The sequence below is a fragment of the Bacillus salacetis genome, assembly GCF_049177075.1.
GTDB lineage: Bacteria > Bacillota > Bacilli > Bacillales > Bacillaceae_B > Rossellomorea > Rossellomorea salacetis_A.
This window is the reverse complement of the sequence record NZ_CP185377.1, coordinates 2,829,271-2,842,513: the sequence shown is the minus strand read 5'-3', so window position 1 is coordinate 2,842,513 and position 13,243 is coordinate 2,829,271. Positions and strand designations below refer to the sequence as shown.

Here is a 13,243-nt window from a genome sequence, read left to right as displayed (position 1 = left end):
GAGTTGGCAATGGCTTATATTATTGATGAAGTTCCCTGCATAGAATACGGCCGAAGACGAAATCTTTCCATGCTTGTGAAGAATAATGAAATAGAATCAATCAATTCCAACTACAAGCGCTATTCCTTTCCGCGAATGAACATTTCTCCGTTCATCATGTCGCCTGTCCACGTAATGGCAGACCTGGATCTTCCTGACTTCCTTGAATTCACCCATTTCAAGGCTTATTTTACAACTGAATTTATAAAACGTGGATGTACCACCCTGGTTACTTCATTTTCCGTAGATTACCTATCGCAATTCGCTGTCAATCTCAATCGAAGAAGAACATCATTGCTGAGCAGCCCAATCGATTACTGTCTTGTTTTAAGATGCAAAGCCGGACTCCTTTCACCGGAACTGATCAGGCTTCTTAAACGCAACAAGATACCCGCGGTATTCATAGAACTTTCAATGGCAGAAGACCTCGAAAAGATCGCTTGGGGCTGGATAAAACAAGCTTTATATGGCTATCCATTGATTTTTTGTCCTCTTATTTCCTCAGAAATCGACAAGAGGGACAGGACAAAATTAGTTAAGGCATGGCAGGAAATCCTAAGAAATGAAGGTATTCCGCATATTGACTCCCCCATATCGTCAAAAAAGCCTCTGCCGCTGCAGTTCTTGAAAAAAATTGGCATCTATCCCCTTAAAGGGAATTTCAGGGTTGGCGGAGAAATTAGTTATAACCTATATAAAAGCCCAGCTTCTGAAATAGTTGATGATTGCCAATCATTTCTTTATGATAATCATATGTTAATTCTCACAGTAAATAAGGGTAAAGTACTTATGTCTAATGGTAAATGTTTTTTTCAGCCAGGGATTGGCGAGGAATTGGTTATTAAAACTCCCGGCTACTTAACATGATCTGCTTGATGTAATTTCTGATATACCCTTCTATAAAAGTATTTGTAGAAGAAAGGAATTTTTGATATGAATTATGCAGAAGAAATGCTTACATCACTGGAAAACGGAGACTTGGACAGCGCGAGAAAACATTTCAAGCGGGTGAAGAATCTAGGTACTGATGAAGAAAAGTTTGCGTTGGCAGAAAATCTTTATCATCTGGGATTTTTGGAGGAAGCGAAAGAACTCCTTGAAATGCTTCTAGCCAAATATCCAGGTGAAGGTGAATTGATTGTCATGCTTTCGGAAGTCCACGTGGAAATGGATGATGAGGAAGGTGCACTAGAACTCCTTTCTGAAATGAATGAAACGGATCCCGATTATCCAAGGGCATTGTTACTACAGGCTGATTTATTCCAAATGCAAGGACTGTTTGAAGTCAGCGAACAAAAGCTGCTCCAGGCAAAAAAAATCCTTGCCGATGAGCCGGTCATCGACTTTGCACTTGGTGAACTTTACCTTGAAATCGGTAAGTTTCTTGAAGCGATCCGTTCATATGAAAATGTCCTGAAGGCCGGGAAGAACAATGTCGGCGGAGTGGATGTCCATCAGAGGATGGGGGAAGCACTTAGTGCAGGAGGAGACTTCGAACAAGCCCTTGTTCATTATGAAAAAGCATTGGATGAGCACTTGGAAATCAATACACTTTTCGGATACGCATTCACGGCATATCAAGCGGGGTATTACGCCAGGGCCATCGAAAAGCTGGAGGCTGTAAAGGAATTAGATCCTGATTACCACTCTGTGTATCTGCTTCTTTCAAAGGCATACGAGCACGAGGAAGAGCTTGAAAAGAGCCTGGAAACCGTGAAGGAAGGCGCAGGGCATGACGAGTTTAACAAGGAACTTTTATTCCATGGAGGGAAGATTTCCTTGAAACTCGGCAACGAAGATGAGGCTGAACAGTTTATCCGTGAATCATTGGCGCTTGACCAGGGATATATGGAAGCGGCTCTTACCCTGAATAAGCTGTTCCTTCAGCAAGAGAGATACGAAGATATCCTGGAAATCATTAAGCTGATGGAATCTGAAGGTGAGGAAGATCCCCAGCTATACTGGGACGCAGCAATTGCTTATGAGAAAACAGAGGATTATAAAGAAGCATTAAAACAATACCGTCTTGCATATACTTTCTTTAAAGAACATCCAGAATTTCTTCAAGAATTTGGATATTTCCTGATTGAAGAAGGAAAACATGGAGAAGCACGAGAAGTATTTAATGAATTGTTAAAGAAAGACCCATCAAATGAAGAATGGGCGATGGTTATCGAAAGATTGGAAGAGTAGCTGCTCAAGACTGGGCGGGAATAAAACGCAGAGGAGGGAAAAGAATGAAGACCCCTGTATCTGTCAACGAGAAAAAGGATTTCATCCGGTGGTTTTTAAATCGTTATCAGCTGAAGAGGCGTGAATGTGTCTGGATTTTAAATTACCTAATGAGTCACGATCAGTTAATGAAAAAAGTTCATTTTGTCGAGGAAGCACAATATTGCCCCAGAGGGTTGATCATGTCTACCCACTGTGTAGAGGAAGTGCCATTCAGATTCTATAAAGAAAATATCATGACCACTGATGCTGAAAAATCTTTTCATGATATCAGGCTGAATAAGGATGAGGATATTTACATCCAATTGAACTTCAGCAAGTCGAATGCTTCTTACCAATACGCAGCGGTACTTGAAGAAAATCCCTTCATGCCGAAATATCTGTTGATCAATGAAAAAGACAGGATCATTGCTGAGGAGTTCCTGAAAAGCAGTATCGAAACTTACCAAAGGCAGAGGCTCTTGGATGCCATTGATGATGCCCTGGATAGAAATGATAAAGAAGAATTCAGAAAGCTGACATCCCAACTGAAAAATATGCCTGGTTAATACGGGAGCTGTCAATCTAAACAGATTGGCAGCTCTTTTTATTATTTTAGGAAATTTTGAATGTCTTAAAGGGGATAACAAAGATTGATATCTGCACCCGGCACCAGCGGCTAGGCCCTCGGATCATACGCGACTCCAACATTAAAAGAGGAGCTGGCGGAGAATGCTGCTGCTAAAGAGGGTCTATGCCGACATCAAAAGAGGGGTTGGCGGAAAATGATGCACTCAAAGAGTGTCTATGCCGACATCAAAAGAGGAGCTGGCGAAAAATAATGCACCCAAAGAGTGTCTATGCCGACATCAAAAGACTAGCGGAAGGGAAATGATGCACCCAAAAAGGGTCTATGCCGACATCAAAAGAGGCGTTGGCGGAAAATGATGTCCTCAAAGAGGGTCTATGCCGACATCAAAAGTGGCGCGGAAGGAAAATGATGTCCTCAAAGAGGGTCTATGCCGACATCAAAAGAGGCGTTGGGGGAAAATAATGCACTCAAAGAGTGTCTATACCGTCATCAAAAGTGGCACGGAAGGAAAATGATGTCCTCAAAGAGGGTCTATGCCATCATCAAAAGAGGCACGGAAGGAGAATGATGACCTCAAAGAGGGTCTATGCCATCCTCAAAAGAGGAGCTGTCAATCTAAACAGATTGGCAGCTCTTTTTATTATCGTGAAGAACAATAAGGTTGTAGGCTTGTTCCTGCTTGCTGTGCTGCCTCCCGTAATGATGAATCTTTCAAAAGCTTCTGTAGAATACTAACACCACAAAGTCATAGTTTAACTATTCTGCTGCCTTAAACTTTCATCCTCTATCAGATAGTGATATCATAATCGGGAAGAAAGCAAACAAGAGGTGTAGAATATTGAATTGGAATGGAAAAGAAGTTGAACTCTATTTAAAGGAAAAGAAGTATATTGATACAGCGATCATTCCGCTTCTTCCAGTAGGGTTGGAAGAAGAAATGAAGACTTTCGCTGGGCAGGGAGAATTCATCTCACTGTTATCCATGCATTTGGAACATCAATTTAAAGGGAGGCTGATGCTTTTTCCGGCATTCACTTATTTAAAAACAGAAGAGAAAGTTTCTGCAGAGAAGAGGCTGTCTGAATGGCGGACGGCGATGAAAGATTCAGGCTTCAAGTATGTTTTCTTCCTGACTTCTGACAGTGACTGGCGTTTCAATGATCAAGAGCTTGAAAGAAGTCTCATGTGGATTCCGTCAATTCCTCTCGATAGTATGGATGAGAAATATAAACATTCCATCATGGAAGATCAAGTGAAGCAGCTCCTGAATGTAATCGTGAAAAAATGGCAGGTTGAAAGTTAATATAAAAAAAGTCACATTGTTGACATCTTTTTAAAGGACTGAGTTATTGACCTGATAGGGAGATTAATATATCATTATTATGTCCTAGTTTTATATTTGTGCGAAAAATGTCCGTCGGACTGACCTTACGATAGAGGGGGGATAAGGATGAGCAAACAACGTGTATCTAGACGTCAATTCCTTAATTATACGCTAACTGGTGTAGGCGGTTTCATGGCTGCCGGAATGTTGATGCCGATGGTTCGCTTCGCAGTGGATCCTGTTCTGAAAGCAGAAGCTGGAGGAGACTTCATTGCAACGAAACAAAAGGCTGATGACCTGACAAATGAACCTGTACGTGTCGATTACAGCTACGAACAAGTGGATGCATGGTACACTTCTGAGGTTACTCAGACAGCATGGGTTTATAAAGATGAAGCGGGCGAGATAGTAGCGCTTTCACCTGTATGTAAACACTTAGGCTGTACAGTTAACTGGAACGGGGACAAGAACCATGAAAATATGTTCTATTGCCCTTGCCATGGCGGTCTTTATAAGAAAAACGGCAAAAATATGCCGGGTACACCGCCGACAGCACCATTGGATTCATATCCAACACAAGTTAAAGACGGTATTTTATACCTTGGAAAACCTGAGCCAAATAAATTCGTTAAGTAAAGGAGGCGTAATCCGTGCTGAACAAAATGTATGATTGGGTTGATGAGCGTTTGGACATTACGCCTTTGTGGCGCGATATCGCTGATCATGAAGTGCCTGAGCATGTTAACCCTGCACATCATTTCTCTGCATTCGTTTACTGCTTTGGCGGACTGACTTTCTTCGTGACAGTCATTCAGATTTTATCTGGAATGTTCCTTACTATGTATTATGTTCCGGATATTCAAAACGCTTGGCAATCTGTTTATTATCTTCAAAATGAAGTGGCATTTGGACAAATCGTCCGCGGTATGCATCACTGGGGAGCTAGTTTAGTTATTGTAATGATGTTTTTACATACGTTACGTGTCTTTTTCCAAGGAGCATACAAGAAACCTCGTGAATTGAACTGGGTAGTCGGAGTTCTTATTTTCTTCGTTATGCTTGGTCTTGGTTTCACAGGATATCTATTACCATGGGATATGAAAGCGCTATTTGCGACAAAAGTTGGTCTTGAAATCGCAGCAGCGACGCCGTTTATCGGAGAACAGGTTAAGATTCTCCTTGCCGGTGACGCTACAATTGTTGGAGCTCAGACTCTGACTCGTTTCTTCGCCATCCATGTGTTCTTCCTGCCGGCAGCATTGCTTGGTCTTATGGGAGCTCACTTCCTGATGATTCGTAAACAAGGGATTTCAGGTCCATTGTAAGATATTCGATTCAACAAGGTTATTTATTCACCTTAATTAATAAGGAGGGGACACTATGCATAGAGGAAAAGGGATGAAGTTCGTAGGCGATTCTCGTGTGCCTGCAGAACGTAAGCCTAATATTCCGAAAGATTATTCCGAGTTCCCTGGAAAAACGGAAGCCTTCTGGCCAAACTTCCTGTTGAAGGAATGGTTGGTTGGAGCGGTATTCCTAATCGGTTATCTATGTTTAACGGTTGCTCACCCGTCGCCGTTAGAACGTATTGCCGATCCAACGGATGCGGGATATATTCCATTACCTGACTGGTATTTCTTATTTCTTTATCAATTATTAAAGTATTCATATGCATCTGGTCCATACAATGTCATTGGTGCATTTGTTATTCCAGGACTTGCATTCGGAGCTCTTTTACTTGCTCCGTTCATCGACCGCGGACCACACCGCCGTCCGGTAAAACGTCCATTTGCTACAGGTTTCATGCTCTTGGCGCTAGCTGCGACAATTTTCCTTACTTGGGAATCTGTTGCCACTCATGACTGGGAGGCTGCTGAAAAGCAAGGTCAAATCGTTGCGGAAGTGGAAGTGGATACTGAGTCTGAAGGCTACCAACTCTATCAGGAGAACGGATGTATCAACTGTCATGGTGATACACTTCAAGGCGGAGCAGCAGCTCCTTCTTTAGCCAATATTGAATTGAGCAAAGAAGAAATTGCTGACATCGCCGTGAACGGTAAACCGCCTGGTATGCCTGCTGGTATGTTCAAAGGTACTGACGAAGAACTTGAAAAGCTTGCTACGTTCATTTCTGAACTTAAAAGCGAATAGTAAAGAAAGATCCGGCCCAAAAAGCTGGATCTTTTTTTATGGTATCAACTTTGGTGGAAAATTCTTCTGATTTTCTTTATAATTTGAAATAAAATACATATGAAGAAATTTTATTCTTAAAGGAGATAGTATGAATCTAATCTATACTTACCTAACTCATAAGACGTTTCTTTCCCTGCTGTTTATCATTAATATTCTCGGTACGATTTATGGCTACATATGGTATCTGCCTCAATTAGAAAGGACTGCCGCTCATTTTTTGGTGTTCGTTCCCGACAGTCCGACAGCGAGCCTCTTCTTTTGTTTTGTTGTCGGTGCATTTCTGCTAGGGAAGAACTGGCCGTTGATGGAAGCACTTGCCCTCGTTACATTATTTAAATACGGAATCTGGGCAGTCGTCATGAATTTGCTTACATTGGCGGTTTCAGGTGATTTATCCTGGCAGGGCTACATGTTGATAGGGTCACACTTTGCGATGGCGGTGCAGGGAATTCTGTATTCACCTTTCTACAAAGTGAGAGTCTGGCATATCCTGGCCGCTGCTGTATGGACATTGCATAATGATATCATCGATTATGTTTTCATGCAGTATCCGGTATATTCTCAGCTTTATTTAGTTGTAAAAGAAATTGGTTACTTTACTTTTTGGCTCAGTCTTCTTTCTATATTCCTTTGCTGGTACTTTACTAGAAAAGTGGAGAGGCGCAGTATTCATTTCTAGAATTTTAAGGTCTACTCTTGTCCAAGCCCTCATACAATTTATTAGTAGTTTGAGGGGGGACAAGTATGAAATTATTCAGGTCGGTTTTTATTGCGATAATACTTTTTATGATAAGTTCACCGTTATATTCCTCTGCAGAGGGGACATCGCTGGCAGAGCTGGATAACATCGCTGATGAGGCCTTGCAAATGACAAAGTCCGGCCGATTTGATGAAGCGAAGCAGCTTTTACAATATTTTTCAGATAAATTTGCCCAAGTTAATGCAAGAGACCGCTCATTTACGATGGATGAGCTGAGAATACTGACAGTCGCCCATGAGGGAGCGTTACAATCTCTGACCAATTCCACTGAAACGATAGAACAGAGAATTGATTCAGTCATCACCTTCAGATTGGTAATGGATACAATATCTTCACAGCATCAGCCTTTGTGGACGGAGATGGAAAAACCTATCATGTCTGCTTTTAAGCAGGTACAGGATGCTGCAAGCACCGGTAATTCCGAGGAGTATCATACTACCTTGAATCAATTCTTGACAAAGTATAGTATTATTCAACCAAGTATAAAACTGGATGTGCCTGTTGAAAAAGTTCAGCAGCTTGACTCCAGAATTACATTCATTGATCGATATCGTAATGAAGCGGGCGGCAGTAAAGAAACCCTTAATGAGTTAAATACGCTGGAAAGCGACCTGGAAGACCTGTTCGATGGATTGACGGAAGATGAAGCGGACCCTTCACTCTGGTGGGTCATCACGACCACTGGAAGTATTATCATACTTACATTATCTTATGTAGGCTGGAGAAAATATAAAGGAGAATCCCAACAGTCCAAGTCGGAAAGGCAAAAGGATTGACAACCATTTGATCGAAAGATAAAATTTTAGTAATTACATCTAGATGGAGGTATGAAATGGGAGGATTTATCCTTTATTTCATTTTAATTTCACTTATTCCGATTCTGGCAAGCATGAATGTAAAGAAGACATTCAAGAAATACTCAAGAGTTGCCACAACATCGGGAATGACTGGGGCAGAAATGGCCCGTCGTATTTTGGATGCCAATGGACTGCATGAAGTAAAAGTGGTTGAGGGCCGCGGATTTCTAAGTGACCATTACAACCCTTTAAATAAAACTGTTGCGTTATCTCCTGATAATTATCATGGACATTCGGTGGCGGGGGCTGCTGTAGCGGCCCATGAAGTAGGGCATGCCATTCAGGACAGCCAAAATTACAGTTTCCTTCGATTCAGGCATGCGCTTGTTCCAGTGGCAAACATCGGATCCAACCTTTCATGGGTATTCATTTTGATTGGGATCTTCAGCCAGATTTCAGGAATGTTCCTATTAGGGATTGTCTTAATGGCAGCCGGTGTCCTTTTCCAAATGGTTACTCTTCCGGTCGAATTCAATGCCTCATCCAGGGCAATGGATCAGATCGTTTCACTCGGGTTAATCCGAAATGAAGAAGAACGTCACGCAAAGAAAGTGCTGAATGCCGCAGCTTTGACTTATGTAGCTGCTACAGCAGTTGCGATTATAGAATTACTTCGTCTTGTCCTGATTTTCACAGGTATGCAGGGAGAAGATTAAAAAAGTGCTTCCCGGGTGGGAAGCACTTTTTTTTAGTCCTCAAGAGGGTTTTTGTTTGCATCCAGGGTGAACCCTTCACCTAAGACATCGTGTACTACAGTTACGGATACAAAGGCATGTGGATCGACAAAACTGATAATGTTTTTTAAGCGGACAATCTCGTTCTTTCCAACTACGCAATAGAGGACATTGCGGTTTTCCTTTGTGAAGGAACCGTGTCCCTTTAGTACAGTCACTCCGCGGTCCATTTTTTCGTTTATTGTATCAGCAATTTCTTCATACTTATCGGAAATGATCATGGCCCCTCTTGCTGAATAGGCCCCTTCTTGCATGAAATCTATTACGCGGGCTCCGACAAACACCGCGACAAGCGTATACATCGCTTCCCTGTAGCCTAAGTATGTAATGAGAGAAGCTGAAATAACGATGGCATCAAACATAAACATTGTTTTTCCCATGCTCCAGCCAACATATTTATGGACCAGCCTGGCGATGATATCAACCCCGCCAGTCGTCCCTCCATAACGGAAGATAATACCGAGACCGACACCCAGGAAAGCTCCTGCGAATAGGGCTGCAAGGAACAGGTCTCCTTCTAATGGAATCCTCATCTGATAGCGCTGGAAAATCCAAAGGAAAACAGAGAGACTGATGGTCCCTATAATGGTATAGTAAAAAGCCCGCCTGCCTAGAAATTTCCATCCGATAAAAAAGATAGGAATGTTAAGGGCAAGGTTAGAATAAGAAGGGTCAATACCGGCAAGAAAATATAATAGCAAGGTAATACCTGTGAATCCGCCTTCCGCCAGCTCATTCTGCATGTTAAAGTGGACCAGCCCGAATGCAAATATGGCAGAACCCAGCAGGATAAAGAATATATTTTTGGCCCTTAGTCCGAATATCATAAAATTATTTCCTCCAATCTGTACGGCGCTGAACGGCCGCTTCCGCTTTAGCTATATAACAGAGCAATTATATAGGAACCCATACAAACTATCAATAAGACTCTTTTCATAATAAATCGAAAATATAATGTAGTATCTGGCTTGCGAGTCTATTTATATGAAGCTCATTAGTTTAATTATTTGTCAAAAATCAATTCTTTAGCTAACATAAAATAAGAAATCAGCGAGGTGTTTATATGGCAAATCAAAAAACCATTAAAGAAATGCAAGAAGAAGTTGATACATACATAGGACAATTCAAGGAAGGGTATTTCAGCCCTTTGGCGATGATGGCAAGGTTAACTGAAGAAATGGGTGAACTGGCCAGGGAGATCAATCACTATTATGGTGAAAAACCAAAGAAGAGTACAGAGAAAGAAAACACAATAGAAGAAGAACTGGGCGATATTCAATTTGTTATCACCTGCCTGGCAAACTCATTAGGAATTGACCTGGAAAAAGCGCATAATACAGTCATGAATAAATTCAACACAAGAGATAAAGACCGCTGGACACGCAAAGAGGAGGAGACACATGGCGACAATTAAGGTAACGATTGCCGGGCCCAGGGGAAGAATGGGCAGTGAGGCAGTTAAAATGGTGGAGAGTACCGAAGGGTTGAAATTAATCAGTGTCTTGGATAATAAGAATAATGGAAAAAGCTTAAGTGAATTAGAAGGATTTGCAGGAATTGATGTACCGGTCTTTTCAGACATAAATGAATGCTTCCAAGCCGATTCCCCTGATGTACTAATTGACCTGACTACTCCGGAGACAGGATATATACATACAAAAACAGCCTTGGAACAAGGGGTGAGACCAGTCGTAGGTACGACAGGTTTTTCTAATGAGCAGTTACAGGAACTGACTGACCTTGCGAAAGAAAAACAATTGGGTTGTATCATTGCGCCTAACTTTGCAGTAGGGGCCGTCTTGATGATGAAATTCTCGCAAATGGCTGCAAAGTATTTCGAAGATGTTGAAATCATCGAACTTCATCATGATCAAAAACTTGATGCTCCTTCAGGTACAGCTGTTAAAACTGCTGAAATGATTGCTTCACAAAGAAAGCCTAAAGTGCAAGGACACCCGGGTGAAAAAGAGACGCTAGAAGGAGCTCGAGGGGCAGACTATGATGGAATGCATATCCACAGTGTCAGGCTGCCTGGTTTAATTGCACACCAGCAGGTTATGTTTGGAGCAGACGGCCAGACATTGACAATCAAGCATGATTCCTATAACCGGGCTTCCTTTATGTCAGGGGTGAAAGTCTGCGTTGAAACCGTCATGAATCTTGATACATTGGTATATGGGTTGGAAAATATACTTGATTAATGAATGAAAGAGGCCGGGCAGCAAGAGATTCTATTGGATTTCAAGTAAAAGGCCGGCTTCACTTCTATTTGAGGGGTGATTGTGTTGAACATTGCTTTAATTGCACATGATAAAAAGAAAGACAATCTCATTCGATTTGTTATAGCCTATAAAGACATTTTTCAAAAACACAGTTTATTTGCAACAGGTACAACCGGAAAAAGAATAAATGAAGAAACGGGATTGGACCTGCACCGGTTCAAATCGGGACCACTGGGAGGAGACCAGGAAATCGGGTCTTACATTGCAAATGATAAAATGGATCTCGTAATTTTTTTCAGGGACCCTTTGACTGCACAGCCCCATGAACCGGATGTATCTGCACTGATCCGTTTATGTGATGTATATGCTGTTCCTCTTGCCACCAATATGGGTACAGCCGAGATTCTTATAAAGGGACTGGAGCGCGGAGATATTCAATGGCGGGACATTCAGCGCAAGGAGAATAATGGGAATGAAGGTTGACATTCTCGCGTTCGGTGCCCACTCCGATGATGTGGAAATCGGGATGGGCGGTACGCTGGCTAAGTATGCATCCAATGGAAAAAAGATTGTAATCTGTGATTTGACCCAAGCAGAAATGTCCTCAAACGGCACTCCGGAATCCCGGAGAAAAGAAGCAGAAGAAGCTGCTTCCATACTTGGTGTTCAAGAACGAAGAAATCTTGGACTCCCTGACAGGGGTCTTTACATAAAGAAACAATACATAGATGAAATTGTCCGTATGATCAGGTTTTATAAACCGAAGATCGTGTTTGCACCATACGAAGTCGACAGGCATCCGGACCATGGTAATGCTTCTGCCCTAGTGCAGGAAGCGTTTTTTTCAGCCGGCATAAGGAAGTACGGAGAAGGTTCCATGGGTGAGCCTCATAAACCTTCAGCTTTGTATTTTTACATGATAAATGGTTTTCATCGTCCTGATTTTGTCATAGATATAAAAGATTTCATTAAACCAAAATTAAAAAGCCTGCAAGCATATCAAAGTCAATTCATCAGTTCAGCAGGGAGTGTCGCTACTCCTCTGACAGAAGGGTACCTGGAATCAGTTGAAGCAAGAGAAAGGATGATGGGGAAATCAGCCGGCCTGACATTTGCAGAAGGATTCCTTGCCCATAATACTTTGATTGTTGACAAGGACTTATTAGGAGAGTAGCTTATGAAATTAAAAATAGGGATAACCTGCTATCCGACAGTCGGAGGATCTGGCGTCGTAGCTACCGAGCTGGGGAAACTGCTTGCGGAAGGAGGGCATGAGATTCATTTCATCACCTCCAGTGTTCCTTTCAGGCTAAACAGAATGTATCCGAATATTTATTACCATCAGGTAGAGGTCAACCAATATTCTGTATTTCAGCATGCCCCTTATGATATAGCGCTTGCTAACAAGATGGCGGTTGTGGCGAGGAGGGAGGAGCTGGATATATTGCATGTCCATTATGCAGTACCTCACGCAGTATGTGCGATACTCGCAAAGCAAATGGCAGACACCGACCTGAAGATTGTTACAACCCTGCATGGCACCGATATTACTGTACTGGGATATGACCCCTCATTAACGGAAGCAATCCGGTTCGGAATTGAACAGTCCGACCATGTTACAGCTGTATCTCATGCATTGGTAGATCAGACATACAATCTCATAAAGCCTGATAAGGATATTGAAACAGTATACAATTTTATAGATGAGCGCGTATACCGCAAAGTCGATTCAGAACACTTGAAAAAAGAATATGGTATCTTGCCGGATGAAAAGGTCATCATTCATGTGTCCAACTTCAGGGCTGTAAAGAGGGTGGAAGATGTCGTTCAGGCCTTCAGCAGAATAGTAAAACAAATCCCTTCTAAACTCCTGCTGGTAGGAGATGGGCCAGAAATGACCGTGATCTGCCAGCTGGTGCGGGAACTTGGCATAAAAGATAAGGTCCTTTTCCTGGGTAAACAGGATAGTCTTGAAGAGCTATATTCATTGAGCGACCTGATGCTTTTGTTGTCGCAAAAGGAAAGTTTCGGTCTTGTTGCATTAGAAGCAATGGCTTGCGGTGTGCCTTGTATCGGCACAGATATCGGGGGGATCCCTGAAGTGATTGAGGATGGAGTCAATGGGTATATTTGTCCTCTTGGAGACGTTGAGGCAGTAGCGGATAAGGCAGTATCGTTACTGGAAAGGCATGATCTTTATAAAGAGTTATCAGACAATGCATTAGAGACAGCGAGGACAAAGTTCCATTGGAGCAAGATAGTCGATCAGTATGAACAAATTTATAGGAAGCTCTTAACTGAAAGATAGGTG

The 13,243-nt window shown here is 42.2% G+C and carries 18 protein-coding genes; 17 read left to right on the top strand and 1 reads right to left on the bottom strand.

Going from position 1 to position 13,243, the window contains the following annotated elements:
- The first annotated feature begins 9 nt into the window (after nt 1-9).
- From ACOJQI_RS14905 to ACOJQI_RS14850, 12 genes are all read left to right on the top strand, one after another.
- On the top strand, nt 10-906 hold the full coding sequence (locus ACOJQI_RS14905; protein WP_421379224.1) for a hypothetical protein: 897 nt from the start codon (nt 10-12) through the stop codon (nt 904-906).
- Between the two features lie 66 nt (nt 907-972).
- On the top strand, nt 973-2,232 hold the full coding sequence (locus ACOJQI_RS14900) for a tetratricopeptide repeat protein (RefSeq protein ID WP_421379222.1): 1,260 nt from the start codon (nt 973-975) through the stop codon (nt 2,230-2,232).
- Nucleotides 2,233-2,276: 44 nt separating this feature from the next.
- Nucleotides 2,277-2,819: a ReoY family proteolytic degradation factor gene (locus ACOJQI_RS14895; RefSeq protein ID WP_421379220.1), complete on the top strand. Its 543-nt coding sequence runs from the start codon at nt 2,277-2,279 to the stop codon at nt 2,817-2,819.
- A gap of 450 nt (nt 2,820-3,269) precedes the next feature.
- Entirely contained in the window at nt 3,270-3,410 is a 141-nt protein-coding gene (locus tag ACOJQI_RS14890; RefSeq protein WP_421379218.1) for a hypothetical protein, read from the top strand.
- Nucleotides 3,407-3,577, top strand: coding sequence for a hypothetical protein (locus ACOJQI_RS14885; protein ID WP_421379216.1), 171 nt, complete (start codon nt 3,407-3,409; stop codon nt 3,575-3,577). Before ACOJQI_RS14890 ends, ACOJQI_RS14885 begins: the two co-directional genes overlap by 4 nt.
- 103 nt (nt 3,578-3,680) lie before the next feature.
- Nucleotides 3,681-4,145: a YpiF family protein gene (locus ACOJQI_RS14880; protein ID WP_421379214.1), complete on the top strand. Its 465-nt coding sequence runs from the start codon at nt 3,681-3,683 to the stop codon at nt 4,143-4,145.
- Nucleotides 4,146-4,292: 147 nt separating this feature from the next.
- Nucleotides 4,293-4,802: a ubiquinol-cytochrome c reductase iron-sulfur subunit gene (locus tag ACOJQI_RS14875; protein WP_421379212.1), complete on the top strand. Its 510-nt coding sequence runs from the start codon at nt 4,293-4,295 to the stop codon at nt 4,800-4,802.
- A gap of 14 nt (nt 4,803-4,816) precedes the next feature.
- Entirely contained in the window at nt 4,817-5,491 is a 675-nt protein-coding gene (gene qcrB / locus ACOJQI_RS14870) for a menaquinol-cytochrome c reductase cytochrome b subunit (RefSeq protein ID WP_148938603.1), read from the top strand.
- 55 nt (nt 5,492-5,546) lie between these two features.
- Complete coding sequence (locus ACOJQI_RS14865; RefSeq protein WP_421379208.1) at nt 5,547-6,317, top strand: c-type cytochrome; 771 nt, start codon at nt 5,547-5,549, stop codon at nt 6,315-6,317.
- A gap of 130 nt (nt 6,318-6,447) precedes the next feature.
- Nucleotides 6,448-7,038, top strand: coding sequence for a DUF1405 domain-containing protein (locus tag ACOJQI_RS14860; protein ID WP_421379207.1), 591 nt, complete (start codon nt 6,448-6,450; stop codon nt 7,036-7,038).
- A 65-nt stretch (nt 7,039-7,103) separates the two neighbouring features.
- Nucleotides 7,104-7,895 carry a sporulation protein YpjB gene (gene ypjB, locus ACOJQI_RS14855; RefSeq protein ID WP_421379205.1) on the top strand — a complete coding sequence of 264 codons (792 nt, stop codon included), beginning with the start codon at nt 7,104-7,106 and terminating at the stop codon, nt 7,893-7,895.
- 56 nt (nt 7,896-7,951) lie between these two features.
- The gene (locus ACOJQI_RS14850; RefSeq protein ID WP_421379203.1) at nt 7,952-8,632 is read left to right on the top strand and encodes a zinc metallopeptidase; all 681 of its coding nucleotides are present in this window, start codon (nt 7,952-7,954) and stop codon (nt 8,630-8,632) included.
- A gap of 32 nt (nt 8,633-8,664) precedes the next feature.
- On the opposite strand, the gene ACOJQI_RS14845 is transcribed toward ACOJQI_RS14850, so the two are convergent.
- On the bottom strand, nt 8,665-9,537 hold the full coding sequence (locus ACOJQI_RS14845; RefSeq protein WP_421379201.1) for a YitT family protein: 873 nt from the start codon (nt 9,535-9,537) through the stop codon (nt 8,665-8,667).
- 236 nt (nt 9,538-9,773) lie between these two features.
- On the opposite strand from ACOJQI_RS14845, the gene ACOJQI_RS14840 reads away from it, so the two are divergent.
- The 5 genes from ACOJQI_RS14840 (at nt 9,774) to bshA (ending at nt 13,240) form a co-directional block, all read left to right on the top strand.
- Nucleotides 9,774-10,124 carry a nucleotide pyrophosphohydrolase gene (locus ACOJQI_RS14840; protein WP_421379199.1) on the top strand — a complete coding sequence of 117 codons (351 nt, stop codon included), beginning with the start codon at nt 9,774-9,776 and terminating at the stop codon, nt 10,122-10,124.
- Nucleotides 10,111-10,911 (top strand): 4-hydroxy-tetrahydrodipicolinate reductase, encoded by an 801-nt coding sequence (gene dapB, locus ACOJQI_RS14835; RefSeq protein WP_421379197.1) that lies wholly within the window; start codon nt 10,111-10,113, stop codon nt 10,909-10,911. The genes ACOJQI_RS14840 and dapB overlap by 14 nt, the downstream gene beginning before the upstream one ends.
- Nucleotides 10,912-10,995: 84 nt before the next feature.
- Entirely contained in the window at nt 10,996-11,415 is a 420-nt protein-coding gene (gene mgsA / locus ACOJQI_RS14830; RefSeq protein ID WP_421379194.1) for a methylglyoxal synthase, read from the top strand.
- Entirely contained in the window at nt 11,405-12,106 is a 702-nt protein-coding gene (gene bshB1, locus ACOJQI_RS14825; protein ID WP_421379192.1) for a bacillithiol biosynthesis deacetylase BshB1, read from the top strand. The genes mgsA and bshB1 overlap by 11 nt, the downstream gene beginning before the upstream one ends.
- Before the next feature lie 3 nt (nt 12,107-12,109).
- Nucleotides 12,110-13,240 (top strand): N-acetyl-alpha-D-glucosaminyl L-malate synthase BshA, encoded by a 1,131-nt coding sequence (gene bshA, locus ACOJQI_RS14820; RefSeq protein ID WP_421379190.1) that lies wholly within the window; start codon nt 12,110-12,112, stop codon nt 13,238-13,240.
- Nucleotides 13,241-13,243: the final 3 nt, after the last annotated feature.